Annotated in this window: 26 protein-coding genes; 23 read left to right on the forward strand and 3 right to left on the reverse strand. The window is 45.0% G+C overall.

Annotation, left to right across the window (positions count from 1 at the left end; translation table 11 throughout):
• The first annotated feature begins 10 nt into the window (after positions 1 to 10).
• The 4 genes from kdsA to ACN0TF_RS01420 all read left to right on the forward strand — a co-directional run bounded on the left by kdsA (position 11) and on the right by ACN0TF_RS01420 (position 5,497).
• The gene (kdsA, locus tag ACN0TF_RS01405) at positions 11 to 853 is read left to right on the forward strand and encodes a 3-deoxy-8-phosphooctulonate synthase (protein ID WP_417440456.1); all 843 of its coding nucleotides are present in this window, start codon (positions 11 to 13) and stop codon (positions 851 to 853) included.
• 10 nt (positions 854 to 863) lie between these two features.
• A complete protein-coding gene (locus ACN0TF_RS01410) occupies positions 864 to 2,351 on the forward strand; it encodes a TrkH family potassium uptake protein (RefSeq protein ID WP_417440457.1) in 1,488 nt (495 codons plus the stop codon).
• Between the two features lie 116 nt (positions 2,352 to 2,467).
• Entirely contained in the window at positions 2,468 to 3,094 is a 627-nt protein-coding gene (locus ACN0TF_RS01415; RefSeq protein ID WP_011234169.1) for a TetR/AcrR family transcriptional regulator, read from the forward strand.
• A gap of 63 nt (positions 3,095 to 3,157) precedes the next feature.
• Positions 3,158 to 5,497 (forward strand): acyl-CoA dehydrogenase, encoded by a 2,340-nt coding sequence (locus tag ACN0TF_RS01420; RefSeq protein WP_417440458.1) that lies wholly within the window; start codon positions 3,158 to 3,160, stop codon positions 5,495 to 5,497.
• Positions 5,498 to 5,528: 31 nt separating this feature from the next.
• Here ACN0TF_RS01420 and ACN0TF_RS01425 read toward each other — a convergent pair whose 3' ends face one another.
• Positions 5,529 to 6,866: a S41 family peptidase gene (locus tag ACN0TF_RS01425; protein WP_417440459.1), complete on the reverse strand. Its 1,338-nt coding sequence runs from the start codon at positions 6,864 to 6,866 to the stop codon at positions 5,529 to 5,531.
• A gap of 130 nt (positions 6,867 to 6,996) precedes the next feature.
• Between ACN0TF_RS01425 and nagZ the strand changes: the two genes are divergently transcribed.
• On the forward strand, positions 6,997 to 7,989 hold the full coding sequence (gene nagZ, locus ACN0TF_RS01430) for a beta-N-acetylhexosaminidase (protein WP_417440460.1): 993 nt from the start codon (positions 6,997 to 6,999) through the stop codon (positions 7,987 to 7,989).
• Positions 7,990 to 8,004: 15 nt separating this feature from the next.
• Here the strand turns inward: nagZ and queC are convergent, their stop codons facing one another.
• A complete protein-coding gene (gene queC / locus ACN0TF_RS01435) occupies positions 8,005 to 8,661 on the reverse strand; it encodes a 7-cyano-7-deazaguanine synthase QueC (RefSeq protein WP_417440461.1) in 657 nt (218 codons plus the stop codon).
• Between the two features lie 62 nt (positions 8,662 to 8,723).
• Between queC and queE the strand changes: the two genes are divergently transcribed.
• From queE to ACN0TF_RS01510, 15 genes are all read left to right on the forward strand, one after another.
• Positions 8,724 to 9,395, forward strand: a complete 672-nt coding sequence (gene queE, locus ACN0TF_RS01440) for a 7-carboxy-7-deazaguanine synthase QueE (RefSeq protein ID WP_153849269.1) — start codon at positions 8,724 to 8,726, stop codon at positions 9,393 to 9,395.
• 155 nt (positions 9,396 to 9,550) lie between these two features.
• Positions 9,551 to 9,790: an addiction module protein gene (locus tag ACN0TF_RS01445; RefSeq protein WP_417440462.1), complete on the forward strand. Its 240-nt coding sequence runs from the start codon at positions 9,551 to 9,553 to the stop codon at positions 9,788 to 9,790.
• On the forward strand, positions 9,787 to 10,086 hold the full coding sequence (locus ACN0TF_RS01450; RefSeq protein ID WP_417440463.1) for a type II toxin-antitoxin system RelE/ParE family toxin: 300 nt from the start codon (positions 9,787 to 9,789) through the stop codon (positions 10,084 to 10,086). The genes ACN0TF_RS01445 and ACN0TF_RS01450 overlap by 4 nt, the downstream gene beginning before the upstream one ends.
• A 155-nt stretch (positions 10,087 to 10,241) precedes the next feature.
• A complete protein-coding gene (locus ACN0TF_RS01455) occupies positions 10,242 to 10,520 on the forward strand; it encodes a Flp family type IVb pilin (RefSeq protein ID WP_417440464.1) in 279 nt (92 codons plus the stop codon).
• Positions 10,517 to 11,740, forward strand: a complete 1,224-nt coding sequence (locus ACN0TF_RS01460) for a TadE/TadG family type IV pilus assembly protein (protein WP_417440465.1) — start codon at positions 10,517 to 10,519, stop codon at positions 11,738 to 11,740. Before ACN0TF_RS01455 ends, ACN0TF_RS01460 begins: the two co-directional genes overlap by 4 nt.
• Positions 11,730 to 12,266, forward strand: a complete 537-nt coding sequence (locus ACN0TF_RS01465) for a hypothetical protein (protein ID WP_016341304.1) — start codon at positions 11,730 to 11,732, stop codon at positions 12,264 to 12,266. Before ACN0TF_RS01460 ends, ACN0TF_RS01465 begins: the two co-directional genes overlap by 11 nt.
• 2 nt (positions 12,267 to 12,268) lie before the next feature.
• Positions 12,269 to 12,769: a hypothetical protein gene (locus tag ACN0TF_RS01470; RefSeq protein WP_417440466.1), complete on the forward strand. Its 501-nt coding sequence runs from the start codon at positions 12,269 to 12,271 to the stop codon at positions 12,767 to 12,769.
• 106 nt (positions 12,770 to 12,875) lie between these two features.
• Entirely contained in the window at positions 12,876 to 13,382 is a 507-nt protein-coding gene (locus ACN0TF_RS01475) for a hypothetical protein (RefSeq protein ID WP_417440467.1), read from the forward strand.
• Positions 13,383 to 13,566: 184 nt separating this feature from the next.
• Complete coding sequence (gene cpaB, locus ACN0TF_RS01480; RefSeq protein WP_417440468.1) at positions 13,567 to 14,274, forward strand: Flp pilus assembly protein CpaB; 708 nt, start codon at positions 13,567 to 13,569, stop codon at positions 14,272 to 14,274.
• Positions 14,259 to 15,473: a type II and III secretion system protein family protein gene (locus ACN0TF_RS01485; RefSeq protein ID WP_417440469.1), complete on the forward strand. Its 1,215-nt coding sequence runs from the start codon at positions 14,259 to 14,261 to the stop codon at positions 15,471 to 15,473. Before cpaB ends, ACN0TF_RS01485 begins: the two co-directional genes overlap by 16 nt.
• Entirely contained in the window at positions 15,470 to 16,693 is a 1,224-nt protein-coding gene (locus ACN0TF_RS01490; RefSeq protein WP_417440470.1) for a CpaF family protein, read from the forward strand. The genes ACN0TF_RS01485 and ACN0TF_RS01490 overlap by 4 nt, the downstream gene beginning before the upstream one ends.
• A gap of 131 nt (positions 16,694 to 16,824) precedes the next feature.
• Positions 16,825 to 17,526, forward strand: a complete 702-nt coding sequence (locus ACN0TF_RS01495) for a type II secretion system F family protein (RefSeq protein WP_417441101.1) — start codon at positions 16,825 to 16,827, stop codon at positions 17,524 to 17,526.
• Positions 17,523 to 18,311 (forward strand): type II secretion system F family protein, encoded by a 789-nt coding sequence (locus ACN0TF_RS01500; protein ID WP_417440471.1) that lies wholly within the window; start codon positions 17,523 to 17,525, stop codon positions 18,309 to 18,311. Before ACN0TF_RS01495 ends, ACN0TF_RS01500 begins: the two co-directional genes overlap by 4 nt.
• Complete coding sequence (locus tag ACN0TF_RS01505; RefSeq protein ID WP_417440472.1) at positions 18,308 to 18,700, forward strand: DUF192 domain-containing protein; 393 nt, start codon at positions 18,308 to 18,310, stop codon at positions 18,698 to 18,700. The genes ACN0TF_RS01500 and ACN0TF_RS01505 overlap by 4 nt, the downstream gene beginning before the upstream one ends.
• A complete protein-coding gene (locus ACN0TF_RS01510) occupies positions 18,654 to 19,166 on the forward strand; it encodes a hypothetical protein (protein ID WP_417440473.1) in 513 nt (170 codons plus the stop codon). Before ACN0TF_RS01505 ends, ACN0TF_RS01510 begins: the two co-directional genes overlap by 47 nt.
• Here the strand turns inward: ACN0TF_RS01510 and smpB are convergent.
• Entirely contained in the window at positions 19,108 to 19,587 is a 480-nt protein-coding gene (gene smpB, locus ACN0TF_RS01515; RefSeq protein WP_034820895.1) for an SsrA-binding protein SmpB, read from the reverse strand. The two genes, ACN0TF_RS01510 and smpB, sit on opposite strands and share 59 nt — an antisense overlap.
• 107 nt (positions 19,588 to 19,694) lie before the next feature.
• Here smpB and ACN0TF_RS01520 point away from each other — a divergent pair, with 107 nt between their 5' ends.
• From ACN0TF_RS01520 to sixA, 3 genes are read left to right on the forward strand one after another with little or no spacing between them, the layout of a single operon-like run.
• Positions 19,695 to 20,138 carry a type II toxin-antitoxin system RatA family toxin gene (locus ACN0TF_RS01520; protein ID WP_417440474.1) on the forward strand — a complete coding sequence of 148 codons (444 nt, stop codon included), beginning with the start codon at positions 19,695 to 19,697 and terminating at the stop codon, positions 20,136 to 20,138.
• Positions 20,131 to 20,496: an RnfH family protein gene (locus ACN0TF_RS01525; protein ID WP_417440475.1), complete on the forward strand. Its 366-nt coding sequence runs from the start codon at positions 20,131 to 20,133 to the stop codon at positions 20,494 to 20,496. Before ACN0TF_RS01520 ends, ACN0TF_RS01525 begins: the two co-directional genes overlap by 8 nt.
• The gene (sixA, locus tag ACN0TF_RS01530) at positions 20,493 to 20,975 is read left to right on the forward strand and encodes a phosphohistidine phosphatase SixA (protein WP_114981509.1); all 483 of its coding nucleotides are present in this window, start codon (positions 20,493 to 20,495) and stop codon (positions 20,973 to 20,975) included. Before ACN0TF_RS01525 ends, sixA begins: the two co-directional genes overlap by 4 nt.
• Position 20,976: the final 1 nt, after the last annotated feature.

The raw sequence follows: 20,976 nt of genomic DNA on the forward strand, positions 1-20,976 counted from the left end.
GGAGTTTATGATGATTAAAGAGTTACAGCTTGGTGACGTTCAAATAGCAAATGATAAACCCTTTGTTTTATTTGGTGGGATGAATGTGCTGGAATCCCGTGATTTAGCCTTGCGAATTGCTGAGCATTACGTTGAGGTAACCAGTAGGCTTGGCATACCTTACGTGTTTAAGGCGTCGTTTGATAAAGCCAACCGGTCATCCATTCACTCTTTTCGCGGACCAGGTCTGGAAGAAGGGCTGCGCATTTTTGAAGAAGTGAAACAGCAGTTTAATGTGCCTTTAATTACCGATGTACACGAGCCGCATCAGGCAGCTCCGGTCGCTGAAGTGGTTGACGTATTGCAGTTACCGGCGTTTCTTGCCCGTCAGACTGACCTGGTGGTAGCCCTGGCTGAAACCGGGTCTATGGTTAATATTAAAAAGCCACAATTTCTTGCGCCACAGGAAATGAGGCACATTCTTAAAAAGTTTGCCGAGGCCGGTAATGAAAAGTTAATGCTGTGTGAGCGCGGCTCAAGCTTTGGCTATAACAATCTCATTGTTGATATGCTTGGTATGGACGAAATGAAGCCCATGGCGCCGGTTATTTTTGACGCAACTCACGCTTTGCAGCGTCCTGGTGGCCGAACCGACTCCGCTGACGGACGCCGCGCACAAGCAGCGCAACTGGCTCGTTCTGGTATGTCGCTGGGTATTGCGGGATTGTTTATTGAAGCACACCCGAACCCCGATGAAGCGAAATGCGATGGTCCCTGTGCGTTGCCTCTACACGCTCTGGAGCCGTACCTTCAGCAGATGAAAGCGATTGATGATTTAGTAAAATCATTTACTCCTTTAGACACGTCTAACTAGAACAATGTCAATGCAAGCCAGCCAGTCATTGCGTCAGACACCGCTTGATAAGCGTCAGGCTGTTAAGCTATTGCTGAAAGCCATTGGCGGGCTCATTGCCTTGCTTTCTGTCGCTTTGCTGGCGCCTTTTGTTATGGCGGTGGTTAATGGCGAAAAAGAGCAGTGGACTTACCTGACGCTATCCAGCTTAGGGCTGGTTTTTGGTTTAGTTTTGTTCCTGCAGCCGGCGGGTGACGCCAAACTGCGGGCAAGACAAGTTTTCCTGTTAACTTCATTATGCTGGGTTTCGGCGAGCTTATTCGCAACCTTGCCCTTTATTTTTGCACGACCTTATCTGGACTTCTCCAGTGCCTGGTTTGAAGCCATGTCAGCCATTACCACAACTGGAGCTACCGTTATCTCGGGGCTGGACGATTTACCCGCAAGTGTTCTGTTGTGGCGGGCTATGTTGCAATGGTTAGGCGGAATTGGAATTATCGTTATGGCTATGGCCATTTTGCCGTTTTTGCAAGTTGGCGGCATGCGCCTGTTCCAGGCTGAATCTTCGGATATGTCGGGTAAATTTATGCCGCGTTCCAGCCATATGGTTTTGGCAATAGGGCGGGTTTACCTCATTCTAACGGCTGCAGTTATTAGCTTGTATTTAATTGGCGGCATGGGCAGTTTTGATGCCTTTGTGCACGGCATGACCACCATAGCGACAGCCGGCTTTTCTAACTACGATGCGTCTTTTGGGCATTTCTCTGATACACCGTTTTTGGTGATAACGGGCACTATTTTTATGGTGGCAGGCGCCTTGCCTTTTGTGCTCTACATTCGCTTTGTAAAAGGCGACTTTGGACCACTTTGGAAAGATAGCCAGGTACGAGCCTTTGTTACCTTCCTTTTGATTGTTATTGTATTGATTACTCTGGTTCAGATAGTTAAAGGGCGGGAGTTCGGTGATGCGTTAATGCATACGGCATTTAATGTCGTGTCAGTTGTGACCACAACTGGTTACGCAACCGAAGACTACGGAAATTGGGGAAGCTGGTCGTTAATGGCTTTCTTCTACTTGATGTTTATTGGTGGCTGTACCGGATCAACTTCCGGCGGCATGAAAATTTTTCGTTTTCAGTTGTCGCAGTTGTTATTAAGAAAACAGTTCAGTCAATTAATTCACCCCAACCTGGTTAGTGTCCAAACCTATCAGGAGCGTCGAGTAAATGACTCTTTACTTGGCTCAATGGTCGCTTTTTGCTTTATGTACTTTTTGCTGATAGCCGTTATTGCATTGGGTTTGTCATTATTTGATCTGGATTTTATGACGGCAATATCTGGTGCAGCTACTGCGGTGGGTAACGTCGGTCCTGGCTTAGGTGAGATTATTGGTCCATCGGGTAACTTCGCCAGTCTTGATGCTGGTGCTAAGCTGTTGCTAATTTTTGCTATGCTGGCAGGTCGTCTGGAAATTATGACCGTACTTATTTTGTTCCACCGTCATTATTGGCGCCACTAATAGTGTAGCCTACTAAGGTTTACACTCTTACCAAAAATAAATTCAGCGAACACTTGCACGCTGAAACCACATGAATTAGATTAAACGCATGTTTAAATCATGCGTTTATTTATTTCATGGCAGCCCGAATTCCGACTCAAAAGAAAATACTTAATGCCGCAGAAATGCTCTTTTCCCGCGATGGATTTGAGCAAACTTCGTTACGGCAAATTACGCAGGAAGCAGGCGTTAACTTAGCTTCTGTAAACTATCACTTTGGCTCAAAAAAAGCACTTATTCAGGCCGTAATGGCGCGTTATTTGGTTGTTTTTATGCCAGTGCTGGAAGAACAGTTAAAACTGGCAGAGCAGCAGAGCGAGCTAAAAACGGAGGAGCTGTTCAAGCGCTTTAAAATACCTTTGGCAAAGTTAACCGAGGTCAATAAACACGGCCCCGATATCTTTTTAAGATTACTGGGCTTTGCTTACTCTGAAATTCAGGGCCATTTACGCAAATACACTCAGCAGGAGTTTGGTGAGGTATTACAGCATTTAATGGCTTTATTAAAGCGCGCAAATCCGCATTTGGATGAGCAACAAATGTTCTGGCGTCTACACTTTATTTTGGGAGCGGCAGTTTTTGCCCAGGTATCGGGACAAGCTCTGATTGAAATTGCGGAGGCAGAATTCAATCAAAAAGTGGGTGCGCAGGACGTTATCGATCATTTGATCCCATTTGTTTCCGGCGGGCTGGAAGAAGCGTAAACAACCTGTCGTAAGTTTGAGATTTGACTACACTTTTATTGTGATGGTGCACTGGAGATACCCATGGAAATTTTTATTCTGTTAGTGGTTTTAGTGGTACTGGTGTTTGCAGTCGGAGATATCCGTCGCAGCCTGGTGACTAAGCCCGTTTTTGCTATTTTTAAACGCATTTTGCCACCTATGTCTGACACAGAACGTGAGGCCATGGAAGCGGGGGATGTTTGGTGGGACGGAGAACTGTTCAGCGGACGTCCGGACTGGCAGAAATTGCTGGATGTACCTGAACCTAAGCTCACCGTCGAGGAACAGGCGTTTGTCGACAACCAGCTGGCTAAGCTGCTGGACATGCTGGATGATTTTAAAATTGTTCAGCAGGATCGTGATTTGCCTAAACAAGTTTGGGATTATCTGCGTAAAGAACGCTTCTTCGCCATGATTATTGGTAAAGATTACGGCGGCCTCGACTTTACCCCGGCGGCAAACTCCTACATTGTTTCGCGAATTGCCAGTCGTTCTATCAGTGCTGCGGTATCTGTTATGGTTCCAAACTCTCTGGGGCCGGGCGAATTACTAACGCATTATGGTACCAAAGAACAAAAAGACTATTGGTTGCCGCGTCTTTCTGATGGCACCGACATTCCGTGTTTTGCCTTAACTGGACCGGAAGCTGGCTCCGATGCTGGTTCAATTCCGGATGAAGGTATTATTTGTAAAGGCGAGCACGAGGGTGAAGAAGTTGTTGGTATTCGTCTTAACTGGTCGAAGCGTTATATTACCTTAGCGCCTTCAGCAACAGTTCTGGGTTTGGCATTTAAACTCTATGACCCGGAAGCCTTATTAGGTGATAAGAAAGAAATTGGTATTACTTGTGCGTTAATTCCGACATCGCACAAAGGTATTGAAATTGGCGACCGCCATTTCCCTCTGAACCAGGCGTTTCTGAACGGTACAACCTTTGGTAAAGACGTCTTTATTCCGCTGAAATGGATTATTGGTGGTTCAGATTACGCCGGTAAAGGCTGGCGTATGCTGGTTGAATGTTTGTCAGCAGGGCGCGGTATTTCATTGCCGGCACTGGCTGCTGCATCAGGCCACGTAACTCAGCGTATGACCGGTGCTTACGCTTATGTGCGTCAGCAATTTGGCATGCCAATTGGTATGTTTGAAGGCGTGCAGTCATCAATGGGTAAAATTGGTGGTACCAACTACATTCTGGAATCTATGCGTCGCCTGACCATTTCGGCTTTATGTCAGGGGCAGAGTCCTTCAGTAGTAACGGCCATGACCAAATACCACATGACAGAAATGGGTCGTGAGGTATTAGAGCATGCAATGGATATTCACGCCGGTAAGGGCATTCAATTAGGTCCGCATAACTATTTAGGCCATGCCTACATGGCGACGCCAGTGTCTATTACGGTTGAGGGCGCAAATATTCTGACCCGAAATCTGATGATATTTGGTCAGGGCGCAACGCGTTGTCACCCCTATGTACTTAAAGAAATGAAAGCTGCGGCTAACCCTAATGAAGATGAGGGTATGCGTGAGTTCGACGGTCTGCTGATGAAACATATCGGTTTTGCCGCCAGTAACGTCTTTGGCAGCTTATGGCTGGGTCTGAGCGGCGCACGCTTTGGCGAGTCTCCAGTTAGTGGTGAAACTGCTCATTATTATCGTAAGCTGGGTCGTATGAGTCGTGGTTTAGCTTTAGCGTCAGATATTTCTATGCTGATGATGGGCGGCGATTTAAAACGTAAAGAAATGATTTCAGCCCGCTTAGGTGACATTTTAAGTCATTTATATATGGGCTCGGCAGTACTGAAGCGCTTTGAAGACGAAGGCCGTCAGGTAGCTGATTTACCTTACGTTCATTATGCGCTGAAGCATCATTTATACAGCATTGCCGATGCGTTCTATGGCTTCTTTGATAACTTCCCGAATCGCTTTATGGCGTGGGTAATGCGTATTCTGATATTCCCACTGGGCAACCATTTCAAAAAGCCGTCTGATGAAATTTTACAGGACATCAGTGTCAGCATGATGGAGCCGGGCGTTACCCGTGACCGTCATACTTTCCTGTGTTACTGGAAAGACAGTATTGGTGATGCCACCGGACACATGGAAAAAGCCTTTATTTCGATGCTGGAAATGAAGTCGGTTTACAAAACGCTGCGTAAAGCGCAAAAACGCGGTGAATTGTCCTCTAACCTCAATGGTAAAGAGCTTGCCGATGTGGCGCTTGAGAAAGGCTTGATCGATAAAGATACAGCTGAAAAACTCGCTGAAACTGAAGAGCTTCGTTTAACCGCTATTGGAGTGGACAGCTTTGCCCCCGGTATTATCGAAAATAACCAGTTTTACACGGCTAAAGGCGACATAAGAAAAGCAGCGGTTAAAGACTAACCACTGCTGTCTCGGGTTCCTGCGTATAATCTTACTGCAGGGACTCGCGCTTATCCTTCATGTTGTGAATAGGTTTAACAAAAGAGCGCGCCTGAGCGCTCTTTTTCATTTCTGCGCTGGCGGGGCTTACCGGGCAACTGCCCGTGCTAATATAACTATTTGCCGCCGCCGTGAGAGGATCTTCTGAGCTACCCCAGTCACCCTGAATTTCGTCGTTAACCGAACAGTTTGGTGCAATACCGTCGTAGTATTTACCTTCCCCTTCAGAATTAACTGTCTCAAAGTTAATGGCAAAAGTGACTTTATCGCACAGCTCTTCCGGCATTTGACCTACAGGTTTACCACAAGTGGGTTCGCCTATCGTAACCACATCAATGTGAGGGCTTAGAGAGTTAATAATAATTTCTGAAGACGAGCAACTGCTGCCGGTGGTCAGTACAAATACACGGTCTAAATCAAGTTGCTCAACACCGTCAACTAGGCTGAAGGCTATGGTTTCGTTTTTATCACTGTTTTGCTCATTAAAACGGTATTGTAAAAAGGTTTCCCCCTGAACATTGGTTCCTCCAACCTGCGTTGCTGCCTGGTTGGCGTAGCGAATCAAGCCGCCGCCGTTGTAGCGTACATCAATGACTAAATGGTCAATGTTGTCGGCAGCAAACTGGTCAAATGCCGTGTTTAAGTCTGAACCCGTACGGTTAATGAAGGAGTCCAGAGTAAAATAACCTACGGTTTCGCCGTTAACAGGGTAAGTTTGGGTTCCCATAACGGTATTGGTTTCTACTTCAACTTTACTCAAAACTTCAGTTGCCTGTGTTCCATCTGGTTTCTGCCAGGTAATTTCTTTATCCACGCCTTGCTCGTTAGCTCCCAGGGCGTCATCAAACTGTCCGTTAGCTAGCAGCTCAGAGACTTCTACGCCGTCAATAGCCAGGAGTTCATCACCGCGCGCAATACCGGCGTTTGCGGCTGGGGAGGCGTCATAAACAAAACGAATTTTTACCCGGCTTGCGCTAATTTGTTCCATGGAAAAACCAAACCCGAAATAAGTCGCACTGACAAAAAGCTGATCATATTCTTCTTCTGTAAGAATGTAGCTGTAGGTATCCTCTGGTGCTCGCAACTCCTCAAGAACCGCATAAACGTCGTCAAAGGCCTCGGGGTCTAAGCTGTCCTGTAGCTGACTTGCCCAGAAGTAGTCCTCTTTCATGTACTCGAAAAACTCTTCATTTTGATATTCAGCGGAACAAAACGCGTAGTCATTGTCACCACCACCGGCAGAGCCACCTGAGCTGCCGCTGTCCGAGCCGCCACAGGCCGACAGTGCCAAAGTAATACCAATACATAAAAGCGATTTCTCGAGTTTCATACCACGTCTCTCTTGTTGTAATAATGTTAATTTAGCACAGCGAACGAAAAGATAAACAGGGAACATGGCGTCTTTACTGAACTCATGGCAAACTGCTGGTTGTTGAAAACGAAATGAGACAGCCGCTGTTATGGCACAATTAATGATAGACATTGCGGGCACAGAGCTGACCGCCGACGACAAAAATCTTCTTGCGGCACCGGCCGTTAACGGGCTAATTCTGTTTACACGAAATTTTGCGTCGCTGGAACAACTGCAGGAGTTAATACGCGAGGCACGAGCCGCCGCTGCTAAGCCGTTGCTTATTGCAGTAGACCATGAAGGCGGGCGGGTACAACGTTTTCGTGAAGGCTTTAGCGCCATTCCTTCTATGGGCTCGCTGCAAAAAATTGAAAATGACGATGAACGTCAGCGTGCCGCGCGCGACTTAGGCTGGTTAATGGCAGCAGAAGTTCAGGCTGTGGGAATTGATATCAGTTTTGCCCCGGTACTGGACGTAGACGACTGCAGTGACGTTATTGGTGACCGCGCATTTTCTGCTGTGCCGTCGGAAATTTCTAAGTTAGCGTCTTCGTTTATTGAAGGTATGCATGAGGCCGGTATGGCCTGCACCGGCAAGCACTTCCCTGGGCACGGTTCTGTTCAGGCAGATTCTCACATTGCCATTCCGGAAGACGACCGTACCTTAGAGCAAATTCGCGCGCACGACTTAAAGCCGTTTTTGTCATTAAGCCAGAAACTGGACGGCATAATGCCGGCTCACGTTATTTACCCGCAAATAGATCCTCAGCCTGCCGGTTTCAGCGAGTTCTGGTTACAGCAAATACTGCGCAGCGAACTGCAGTTTAATGGCACTATCTTTAGCGACGACTTGTCTATGCAGGGCGCAACCGTTGCCGGCGACATGCAGCAGCGTGCTATGGCAGCCTTAGAAGCAGGCTGCGACATGATACTGGTATGCAATGACAGAGCCGGAGCGGTGCAAGTGTTAGATGCTGATTTGCCAGCAACAGAGCCAGAAAGCGCACAACGCGTAAATAGAATGCTGATGTCATCGTCGGCGGTATCGCTTGAAGAGTTAAAACGCACCCAGCGCTGGGAACAAGCCCAACGCTGGCTGTAGGTTATTCGTAAACTATCATTCGTAGCTAAGAGGGTCTTCAATGCCGTTGGCGGCGAAGGCCTCTAAACGTTCCTGACAGGCACCGCATTTACCACAGGCTTTGTCGCGGCCGTTATAGCAAGTCCAGGTTTGGCTGTAGTCCAGCCCCAGTTTAATGCCGTCGGCTAAAATGGCGTTTTTATCCACGTCTAAATAAGGCGCATGAACCGCTACCGGCTCGTAGTTCGCCATTTTACTCACTACGTCCATTTGCCGCACAAACTCCGGCCGACAGTCCGGGTAAATAGCGTGGTCACCCGAATGCGCGCCGTAATACACCGCAGAAGCCTCTTCAGACACCGCATAACCAATGGCCAGCGACAGTAAAATCATATTGCGGTTAGGCACCACAGTGGATTTCATTGACTCTTCTTCGTAGTGGCCTTCAGGAATGTCGATGTCGTCGGTTAGCGAACTACCCGATAGCAGCGAGTTAATAGCGGTAATGTCCACCACTTTGTGGGGTATTCCATGCTGTTTACAGACGTTAGCCGCAACTTCTAATTCTTTTACATGGCGTTGTCCGTAGTTAAACGACAGTGCCAGTACCTCTTTTCCCTCGGCCAGGGCTTTGTGCAAAACGGTAAAAGAGTCCATTCCGCCTGAATAAATAACAACGACCTTTTGCGACATGCTGTAACTCCCCGTATAATCCGCATTCACTCATGTTAACCAAAGCCATTTTAACGGAAGCTATGTCTTACCGCATCAACGAAATTTTTGAAACCTTGCAAGGCGAGGGCACCTTTACCGGCGTGCCATCTATTTTTCTGCGTTTGCAGGGTTGTCCTGTGGGCTGCCCCTGGTGCGATACCCAGCACACATGGGAAACCAACCCCAGCGACCAGGTAAGCATAGACGCATTAATGGCAAAAACCGAAGCCTCAGCAAAATGGTCAGAAATGACTGCCGAGGACATTATCGCGCGCTTTGAACAAGAAGGTTACTCCGCCAAACATGTAGTGATAACCGGCGGTGAACCCGCTATGTTTGACTTACTGCCGCTTGGCAAAGCCTTAGAAGCCAAAGGCTACCAGCTGCAAATAGAAACCAGCGGTACCTTTGAGCTAAAAGTAACCGACAGCACCTGGGTAACAGTATCGCCCAAGCTGGATATGCCCGGCGGCTACCTAGTGCGCCCTGACTGCATGGCACGCGCTAATGAAATAAAGCACCCCATAGCCATGCAAAAGCACATAGATGCGCTAGATTCCTTACTAGAACGCTGCCCGCCCAAAGCAGATGCCATTATTTGCCTGCAACCTATAAGCCAGCGCCCACGCGCCACCGAGCTGGCCATGAAAACCTGCATAGCGCGCAACTGGCGCCTTTCCGTGCAGATGCATAAATATCTTAATATTGAGTAACTTGCTAAAAAAGCGATGTTCCCATCTATGGCATTATAATTAACGTTTATATCGCGTGCTGTTTAGGCGTCGAAATATTTTGTGGGGTATGCTGGTTTCATTTCAGCTTTCTCGTATAGTAGGGTGTTATAGAGCCAATATTAACCGAGGTGGTTATGACGATACCTGCAGAAGTTCTCGAAACTGAAGCGCTTTCTCTTCCCAAAGAGGAGAAAACCCGATTGATAGTTCACTTATTGGAGAGTCTTGAGCCGCGCTCTGGGTCGAATCCGCAACAAGTGGAGCAAGCCTGGGTGGCTGAAGCAAATAACAGGTACGAAGCTTATACTCGAGGCGAAGAGCAAGCTATTCCATCTGAGGACGTATTTAAAGATCTTAAGGCAGATGATCGTTGAAACCTGTTCGCTTTCTTGAATCTGCCCGCGAAGATGTTCGGCGAGAAAAGAGCTATTATCAGAAAATTAGCCCTGACTTAGCTAGAAAGTTTCAAAGTGCAGTAGAAACAGCCGTTAAAGCTGCTGCAAACCAACCTTTGGCGATGCAAATTCTTGAGCATAAGGTTCGCCGTTGGCCTTTAGAAACATTTCCTCACGGAATACTCTACCGCGATGAAGCTGAGTTTATTCTCATATTGGCCGTCTTTCATCCAAAGCAAGCGCCAATGAAGTGGCACAGTAAACTAAGCACCTAAAAGATCTGAGCTGTTCGTAAACTTTCTACGCAGATGCATAAATATCTTAATATTGAGTAAGACATTTGCTACTTCTGATCTGACCCTCTAAAACTCGTTCTATACTTCCTGACGTCAACGCCAATTGTGGTGTTGACTATTGCCAGGAGGGAATTATGAATACGCATTTAACTCGGCGTTCTCGTGGTCAGGGAATGACGGAATACATCATTATTGTCGCTTTGATTGCCGTTGCAGCAATCGGAGTCTATTCACTTTTTGGTAAGTCCATACGTAACCAGGTGGCTGGACTTGCTCAAGAAATGACAGGTCAATCATCTACGCAACAATTAAACAGAGCTCGGCAGTCTTCAAGACGCGCTGGAACTGTGGCCAATACTGAAGTAAACCTCGGCAATTATGACGAGGCCACTGAGCAAGGCAAGAAGAAATGATTGCTTTGGAAAAATCCAACACACGAATAAAAGGACAAACCCTGATTTTAATGGTCGGGGTTTTGTTACTCGTTTCGATGTTGCTTTTCGCTGTGACGGACATGGGCAAACATGCCCGGCGTCAATGGTACTTGCAAAGTGTTGCTGATAACGCGGCTTATAGCGCAGCTGTCGCTATGTCCCGGCAAATGAATTTCTTGGCTTTAACAAACCGTGCGCTTATTGGAAACCAAGTAGCAATAGCTCAGTGGGTTGGCCTAGCGAGCTATATGTCTATGTTAGACCGAACTGCGGACAATTTAGAAACAGTGACGTCATTTATTCCGTATCTGGGACAACTAACCAGAGTGTTATCCACCATTCTCGACCGAGTCGAGGAGGGTTATCAGCAATTGGCGCGTGTCTTAATCCGTTTTCAATCGGCTGTGATACAGGGAATATCAGCGGCACAGAGACTTTTAGATGCAAGTTTCGTCATGGAGCTACCACTTCTTATTAAAGATATCGTTTCTAAGCATTCAGGAGATCTAAGCTGGGAAGCGTATCAAGGAGGTGGTGTTGTGCCATTTCCAACTCTTTGGTGGCGCAAAACAGAAGTCCGTAAAACCAGTAACGAAAGACAATCAAAAGAACTAGAAGAGTTGACACTGAAAAGTCTGGATCCCTTCAGCAAATCCAGAGGATATAACTGGATAGACGTATTCACTCATAAAATAATAAAGCGTGGAGGAACAGAATTATCAAGAAACAGAAATGGAGGCTGGGATTGGCACGCGCTGGATTCAGTTTCTCTTCACGGACGAAAATGGTTTGTTGGAAGTTATAGGGAGCAATTGCCATTAGGCTGGGGCGCTAAAGCGCAGCAGCAAAGACGTAACCGTCGTTCTGGTTATGGTGCTGCCTTTCGAAGTAACTCGATGTCTTCCAGACTTGGTTTGGCACAGATGGAGTCGTTTAATTCGAATCCACAAAAATTTAGCTATATGCGGCTAAGCAACTTTTTAAAGATGGGCATGGATACGGTGATAATAAAAGTGGGGGACAGTAACCAAGTTGCATATGCTAAAGCAAAAACGCATTTTAGTCGTCCAGACAAAATCTTCTCTAGAAAAGATGATCTTTATGAAACGGATAACTTGTTTAATGCGCTCTGGGAGCCTCAGCTAACTTCAATATCTTATAAAGATAAAACAGGAATTTTAGGTCGTGATGCGCTTTAAATGTAAAGGTCAAGCTACTGTGGAGGTCATGTTATCAATTGGTATTTTGCTAGCTATTTACTTGTCGTTGTATCAAGTCCTTATACCTGCGATTAACAACAGTACCGTTAACCTTATTGAGGCTCGTAAAATTATTTGGAGCAGGGTTATGGATGTTGATCGAGCTCAATTATCGGGAGAGTATCGGCTAAATAAACATACAGAAAAGTTATTTATCCCTCTAAATAGACTTCTTCCAGTAAAGCTCCAAGGGAAAAACTTAAGAGAGTTGAAGAAACTGGATAAAAAACCTTTTTATCCAATGAGTAGGTTAACAGATAGTTGGCAGGCGAGAAGCAGCGAGGAGCTATCGACTAGGCCCGCGTCTTTAGTTGTAAATAACTTACTCTCGGGAGAAATAACAGAATTAATCCAAGATGGGCTTAGCTCACTTTTTTTGGCTAAAGAGCTTAGTTCCGATTATTTAGTTTTCGGTACGATATCTCCAGATGTCGTGCCCGAGGAAGTACTTCAAAAAAAGGAATAGTTATGGATTTACCCGTAGTTTTAGAGGACTGGAGCTGGGCTGAGCAACCGATTAGTTCATCCATCAATATTGATGCTCTTTTTTTGAGAAAACCAGAAATTCCTGACTGGAAAGAGTTGAGCCAATTTTATCCATATTGTCCCGGAGGGGAAATAATTTTTTGGCTTTGTCCCATAGAAGATACTGAATGGACGTTGTTTGAGGGAGAAAACGGACAATGGATACTTATGCCACTGACTAAGTCTCCAGCACATGAAGAATCTTTAAAGGGACCCATTACTCCAATTTCAGGATATGAAAGTAATGGAGAAAAGATATGGATTTATTTAGCTAGATATCCGCTTAAACCATTGCAAACGGCAATGATGTCTTATTACAGCCAAAAAGTAGACTCTTTTCAATCTATTGAGAAAGAAAATGATGTTTGGATATTAAAAGAAGATATGGGGCGCGTAGTTTTTTCTGAACAAGGTGAATATGTGATTTTGGCACATTATTTATGACTGGAATACTAAAGATTTATCTACATAAAAATGGAAATTACTTTTCTAAAAATCTGTGGGTTTAACTGTAACAAACTCTTAGTAAATCTTTAATTAAGGTGCGTATATGATTGCTGATATTCCTGCAGGGTTTGATAAATGGGAATGGTCTGAAATGCCAATTTCTCAGAATGCGACGGCTACTGCTTATTTTTTACAAAGTCCTAATGTTCCAGACTGGAGCGTTATTGAAGACTTCTACTCCTACTGTCCAGCTCCTCATGGAGATTTTTGGATCTGCCCAATTGGAGAAGACAACTGGACTTTCTTCAAAGGAAAAGATGGTTCATGGATTTTAAGTAAAATAATTCTTCCGTATATGGAAAAGCCTAAACTTGACGGGCCTTTTCATGCCATTTCAAAAAACCAGAAAAATGGAAAAGAGGTCTGGGTTTATTTATCGACATTCAAATTAAAAGATATAAAAAACGTATTAAAATTAACTTACAGCCAAAAAATCGATTCTTTTCAATCGATTGAGAAACCTCATGACTTTTGGATCTTTAAAGAAGATATGGGACGCCTAATGTTCTCCGAGCAAGGTGAGTATGTGATTTTGGTTCATGTCCTATGAGAAGAAAGCAGAGTGGGCAGGCATCGATAGAGTGGTTATTGCTCTCTCTCTTAATAATGACCATTTTATTTGTTGTTGAAGAGCAACTTTCACTCATTGACTACCTAATTGAAGTGGGTCGTGAGGCGAAAGAGTTTTATTATTTTATTTGGCGCTATTTAGTACTAATACCAGGAGGAGGATCATGAAAAAAAAGGCGAAATGGATTTTTGCCGTGATTTTTAGCTCAATAATTTCGATGGTGACGATTTTTCTAATTAATCAATATCTACAGCAAGAAACTTCCCGACGACTTCAAGAGGCGTCAGGAAATGCTGATAGTGTTGTTGTTTTTTCCAAAGATCTTAATGTCGGGGATATTTTAGAAGTAAGCGACCTCTTGGTTCGAAAATATCCGCACGAACTTATCAATGAGCATTGGTATTTGGAGAGCGCCGCTAATTTGATTATCGGTAGGAAACTGCGAAGTTCTGTTAAATCTGGTGAACCGGTTTCTGAACGCGTTCTATCGAATAATCAGAACAATGGTTTGTCGGAAGTTCTGCCTAACGGTTACTACGCTATTACGGTCACTACGGACAATTTAGGCCACCACAATGCGCTGCTGAAAGTCGGAGATCTGGTCGATATTGTATTTGTCGGGGAGTCTTTTGAAAGCTCAAGACAATACGTTTCATTTGAAGAAATTGAGGTTTTTGATATCCACGGCTTGCAGGAGGGATATGGTTCATATTCGCTGACATTGTTGGTGGAGCCCGAGAAGGTAGCCGCATTTACAAGAGCTATTGAAAGTCCAATGTTGGTCTGGGCGAGAGGCCGTCATTTAGAGCAAGCAAGTATTTGGCATCAAGATTCTAAACAAAGCAAGGTGCAACCATGGAAGGTTCAGTAAAGTTCAAACATTATCTAGTCGTGACTCTGTTATTGTTCGTCGCTATTAGTGTTCGGGCCGAGGTTAATCATAGCTCCTATCATCTTGAAGAAGGTGAGACTCGAATTATCAGTATAGAACCCGGAAGCGATATTCTTATCAGTGACGAGAGTGTTGTAGATGTTCACGTGCTCGATAATAGCCGGGCAATTCTAAGAGGGGTGGGAGTTGGCAAAGCAGATATCTGGTTCAACTCCGAAGAGGTATTAAAAGAGTTAAAGATTATGGTAACAGCGAGCCTGGAGCTATCCCTGGAGGGGCGTTTAGAAGCTATATCTGAGGCAGAAAAAAACCTTAACAAGACAGAAAAGTCCGGGCTTACAGTTTTATCGGGCAAGGTATCCAAAAGGCATTACGGTGAATTAGAGAGAATTTCCGAGAATCATGAAGAGATTTTAAATTTAACTGAATCTTTTCAGGAAGAGCCACCTATGTTGACCTTAAGAGTCAATATTCTGGAAACCAAGCGCCAGTATCTCGAAGACCTTGGAATTAGATGGCAAGGGACAACGAGCGGCCCTACATTTTCGAGCTCTTTATCTGGTTTGTTCGAGTGGGACGCCGAAATTAATTCCCAACTGATGCTTATGCAGCGGCGCGGTCTCGCCAAACTATTGGCAAATCCTGTTTTATCTACCCAAAGCGGTGAGAAGGCGACGTTTCTGGCGGGAGGAGAACTGCCTATTCCTCAAGTTGTCGCGCAGGGTATGCAGGACGTTACTTTCCGCGAATACGGTATAAGGCTTGTCATTCAGCCGGTCGTTTTAGATGACAACAGAATAAAAACTCAGCTTCACGCCGAATTAAGCAATATTGATCCTGCGGTTTCCGTTTCAGGTGTACCCGGCATACTTAGTCGTCGTACAGAATCGGTGTTTCTTTCAAATGATGGAGATACACTGGTTTTGTCTGGTCTTTTAAGTATAGATGAGTCGGCTCAGGAAGACGGTATACCGGGGTTAGGTTCATTGCCGATTCTGGAAAATGCCTTCAGAAGTCAGCAGAGCAGAGAGCAAACTACAGAATTAATTATTATGGTTACTGCTGAGCGTATGGATACGGCTAAAGAGCGGTTCAATGATAAGCAAAAACGGTTAGCACAAAAACACGACTGGTATCAGAAAGACTCCATTTTACAGCTAAGGGAGACATTTCGATGATATCAGTTAATTTAATTAACAGCCTCAAAGAGCATTTAGATACCAGAGATCCACGTTTTGAGGCTATGAGTGAATGTGAGCTGAGACGCTATGCTGAATCCTATTTAAAGGAAACTACAGGTGAGTCTGGAAAAGATATAGCAGATGCAGTGGCTGAAGTCATTGGCCTGGGCCCTATTGAGCGCCTTTTAGAAGATGACTCAGTAACTGAAATTATGGTTAATAGCTATGATCAGATCTATGTTGAACGCTCAGGTAAGCTGAAAAAAGCGGATGAACAATTCAGTAACGAGGTTTCCCTGCGGCGAACCATCGATAAGATTGTTCTGCCTTTAGGTCGTCACGTTGATGATGCATCCCCCATGGTCGATGCTCGTCTACCAGACGGTTCTCGTGTAAACGCTGTTCTAGCTCCTTTAGCAACCAAAGGGTCGTGTCTCACTATTCGGAAGTTCACCAAGAAATCGCTAACGATCGAGGACTTGGTAGATAGTGGCTCGTTAACGGAGCAATCTGCTGAATTCTTAAGGCTTGCTGTTCGTTGTCGCCAAAATATTATTGTTTCTGGTGGAACAGGAACAGGTAAAACAACCTTATTAAATATTCTATCTCAGGAAATTCCTGAAGGTGAAAGAATTATAAGTATCGAAGACGCGGCTGAACTGCAATTAGCTCACAATAATCTGATAAGTCTTGAGGCCAGACCTAAAAATCAGGAGGGAACAGGGGCTATAAATATTCGTGAACTCGTTATCAATGCACTGCGAATGCGTCCTGATCGACTTATTGTAGGTGAGTGCCGTGGGTCGGAAGCTTTAGACATGTTACAGGCTATGAACACGGGTCATGCGGGATCTTTGAGTACCGTTCATGCGAACAGCGCTCGCGATGCTTTAAGACGTTTGGAAATTATGGTCTTGATGGGTGGAATAGAGCTTCCGATTTCTGCGTTACGACAGCAAATAGCCAGTGCTGTTAATATTGTGGTTCAGATAGCGCGTCTTTCTGATGGCCGAAGAGCCGTGCTTAGTATCAGTGAAGTTACGGGAATAGACGATAATGTTTTACAGCTGTCACCACTATTTGAAAGACGCAATACGACTCAGTCATTAATAAGTAATAAGACGTTATGTAAGTTCGCTGATGAGCAAGGGGACGACATTCGCCAGGAGGTCTGGGAGTCACTTATGGGAGATGGGTTATGTTCATCTTCGGATTAGCGTTCTTAATCGTTTGCAGCGGGCTTTGCTGGCTATGGATCTTTTCGCATTTAACACCAAAACGATATCAGCAACTTGAAGAGAAACTGACGCTATCAACAGTACGCTCTTTAGAAGAGTTTTTCTTGAGAATGCCGGTAATAATTTTGGTCAGAAGTTATCTGGTAGTCACGCTTTTATCGCCCTTAATCGTATGGTTTTATGTTAATAGAACCTGGGCAGTAGCGACGTTTATTCTTACTTTGTTGGCTCCGCCATTTGTTTATCGTCAACTTAAAAAGCAACGTTACATAAAAATTGAAAAACAGTTGCCCGGTATGTTGATTGGGCTCAGTAACCAGTTAAGAAGTGGTACAAGTGTCGGAGCAGCTTTGAAGAATTTAAAAGGAACGTTATTAGCTCCTTTAGGACAAGAGGTTGACGAGCTATTGAGGCAGGAAAAAGTGGGTAAACCCTTAACAGATTGCCTGGAAGACTGGCAGCGGAGAGTTCCTGTTTTCTCCATTAAACTGGTGGTTCAATCTTTAGTTTTAGGTTTGAAAAGTGGAGGACAACAATCAGATTTATTTCTAAGATTGGCTGACAACCTCCAACAACAGCAGCACATTAAAGAGCGACAGATAACGCTGACTTCACAAGCCAGAATGCAGGCTAAAATTCTCGTTATGATGCCAGTTGGATTGTATTTTCTTTTAAGTTGGATGAAACCAGAACATACAGCGCTTTTCACTGAGTCACGCGTTGGTATTTTTATGCTTATAGTGGCTCTTATATTGATGGTTATTGGTGGATGGATGGTTAAGCGAATTATGCATCCGGAAGATGAAAAATGATTATAGTTGCCGTCTTAGTATTTCTAGCTACTCTTTGTTTTTCGTTCTTAGCTCTCGCGGTCTGGCAAATATTGGCGCTTGGGCAAAAGCTTGATTATGCAGTATCAAAAATTTGGTCCGTTTTACCAGAAAATGTCAAAAGATGGACTGCTCGTTACCTGGAAGTAGATTTTCTAAAAGGAGCCGCGCGATCATTTTTCTTCTGGGTTTTTATGGCATGTGTATCAGTCTCTGTCTCTCTGCTTTCTGGGGTTTGGCTTTTAAGTATTGCTTATGTTCTCTTACTACTAATGATAATAAATAAGAGAAGACAGTTAGTTCTAAAAAATAACAAAGCGATAGTTCGCCAACTTCCTGATTTTTGTGATCTGATTTCTATGATGATTGCTTCAGGTATTCCGTTAATTTCCGCTTTAGAGAAAGTAGCTACGTCATGCAGCGATCTTCTGCTGGCGCAGGAGATCACTTCGATGCTTAGTCGACTAAGGCGAGGGGGAAGTTTTGCTCAGTCAATGAATGAACTGTCTGAACGGTATGACGCAAAGCAGCTCCATGAGTGGAGTTCTATGCTAATAAAAGGGTATCAGCAGGGAAGTAGCTTGACCAAATCGTTGAGGTTTTATGCCAATCAATTAAGGCAGGAGCTACTCAACTCAGCGGAGAAGAGAGCGCAAGAAGCACCTGTAAAGCTTCTTTTTCCATTGGTAACCTGTTTTTTCCCGGTAAATTTTCTGGTTATTCTGGGGCCAGTAATTGTTCAAATAAGCCAAGGAGGGTTTGGATGACGAATGACAAAGAAATTATTTTATGGCCTAAAGTAAAGGCCATGAAAAAGTTTCATCAAAGGTTGATTGGCATGTTGGGCGAGCAGCAACCAACGCCAGAGATGGCTTTTTGGTTTCCATTTTGTAAATCAATACACACTTGGGGAATGAAAGAGCCAATTGATGTTGTGGCCTTTGACAAAGGAAACAAAATTATAGAGGTCCGTCGATTCATTTGTCCCAATGAAATTGCTCGCTTTAAAAGGGCTCACGGATTAATTGAAATGGCCGCTGGAAACTTTTGGCCTTTAGAAAAGTGGATTGGGAAGAAACTAAGGTTTATTAATAAGCATGGAGAACTAAATGAAAACAAGCATTTTGATTGCTGTATTGCTATTGAGCTTAACTAATCAAGGCTGCAGCGCGACAGTAGAAGAGAGGCAAGTTAGGGAACAGAGTCTGGAGACCGCCATTAACTGGTATAAAAATGGGGATCTTTTATCAGCAGAACAGCACTTACAATGGTTACACCGTAAAGGGTTAGGAACGGATAAAAGTTGGGCTCTACTCGGAAATATTTACTTTAGACAGTATCGTTTTAAAGCTAGCGAATCAGCTTACGGGCAATCTCTGAGACTTAACTCTTCTGATCGGAATGTGTGGTTCAATCTGGCATTACTTAGTTTACGTCAGACTACCAACATTTTGATGGATGCTCGTGTCGAGTTGGATACTTTTGATGGAGAGCTTGAAAGGTTGCTTGATCAGCTATTGAAACTTCAACAGGCACGCCTGAATGACGTACCTGAAGTTCCAATTAACGCACCGAATGCTTCATTATCCGAGCCTTCTGGCGTTGCCAGTCGCGCTCTTTAATGGTGTCGCGTTTATCGTGTGACTTTTTACCCTGGGCTAAAAATATTTCCAGTTTTGCCCATGGGCCTTTCCAGTACATGGTTGTGGCAACTATGGAATAGCCTTCACGCTCTGAGGCGCCAATAAGCTTATCCAGCTCGCGGCGCTTCAGCAGCAGTTTGCGGCTGCGGTCTGGCTCGCAATAAACATGGCTTGAGGCTTGGTTAAGAGGCTGAATTTCGGCACCCAAAAGGTAAGCCTCGCCATTTTTAATAATGACGTAGCTGTCGCTAATGTTGACCTTGCCAGCCCGTATGCTCTTAATTTCCCAGCCCTGCAAACTGACACCCGCCTCGAACTTGTCTTCAAGGAAGTATTCATGCCGCGCTTTTTTATTACGAGCTATGGTATTGGATGATTGTTGTGGTTTCTTTTTACTCATGACAGCCATTATACCTATGCGCACTGAAAAGAAAATTGCTTTAAGGGCTTCAAAGCGTTTCTGGTTGCGTTATTATTGCGCAGTTGATTTTAGTCGTAGGTAAAAAAATGCCGAGTATCGAGAAAAGTGCTTTAGTTTCGTACAGCGCAAAACAAATGTTCGACCTCGTTAACCACGTTGAAGCTTACCCGGAGTTTGTACCCGGATGTGCTGCTGCGCGGGTGCTGGAGTCGTCCAGCCAACAAAAAGTGGCTGCGTTAGACATAAGCAAGGCGGGTATCAGCAAAACCTTTACTACCCGCAATACGCTGCACGAACCCGAACGTATAGACATGGACCTGGTAGACGGGCCATTTAAAAAATTAACCGGTGGCTGGGTATTTACGCCACTGGCCGACGACGCCTGCAAAGTTGAGCTTAAGCTGGACTTTGAGTTTTCCAGTCGCTTGCTGGGCATGGCCTTTGGTAAAATATTTAAAGAAGTGACTTCACGTATGGTCGATGCCTTTGTGAAAAGGGCAGAGCAGGTATATGGAAACCAGCATGGGTAATAAATTAACCATTGAAGTGGCTTACGCTACCCCTGACAAGCAAGTGCTGCTAACGGTGCACCCGCAAGAGGGGGCAACGGTGGAAGAGTGCATACGCATGTCGGACGTGTTCGAGCAGTTTCCGGAAATTGATCTTGAACAGCAAAAAGTGGGTATCTGGAATAAGACGGTGAAGTTAAATGCACAACCGCGAGACGGTGACCGCATTGAAATTTATCGCCCATTAATTGCCGATCCAAAAGCCGTACGCAAACGTCGTGCGGAAGAAGCCAAACAGTCCGGCCGGGCTAATCGGGTTACCGGTGGCCGACCTGACACAAATCGCCGAACGCAGGCCGAGGAGTCTAAGCCAGAATGAAGCTGTATATCATGCGTCATGGTGAAGCAAACTACCCACAGGGCAGTTATTCCGATCGCGAGCGCCGTTTAACCACTAACGGTGAACACGAAGTTATAACCACGGCGAAATGGCTGATAGACAAACAGCCGAAGGTTGACTGTGTTTATGTCAGTCCTTATATACGCGCTCAGCAAACGGCTTCTATCTTATTGTCGCATCTGAAAACCGGGCAGAAGCAAAATTGTGACGACATTACCCCCGATGGTCATGCCGGTTCGGTTGTCAGTTGGCTTGCTGCAGAAATACAGCAGCATGGCTATGAAAGTGTGGTGTTGGTGTCGCACATGCCGCTAGTGAGTTATTTAGTGCATGAACTGGATGCCAGCGTGCAGCCTCCTATTTTCCCGACAGCGGGTATTGCGGTTGTCGACTTTTCTCCGGAAACCTTACGCGGTAAATTTCAGCAGCTGTTAATAGCAGAGCGGTGTGCTGGCTAAC

The organism is Idiomarina sp. (genome assembly GCF_048265525.1).
In the GTDB taxonomy this organism is placed as follows: domain Bacteria; phylum Pseudomonadota; class Gammaproteobacteria; order Enterobacterales; family Alteromonadaceae; genus Idiomarina.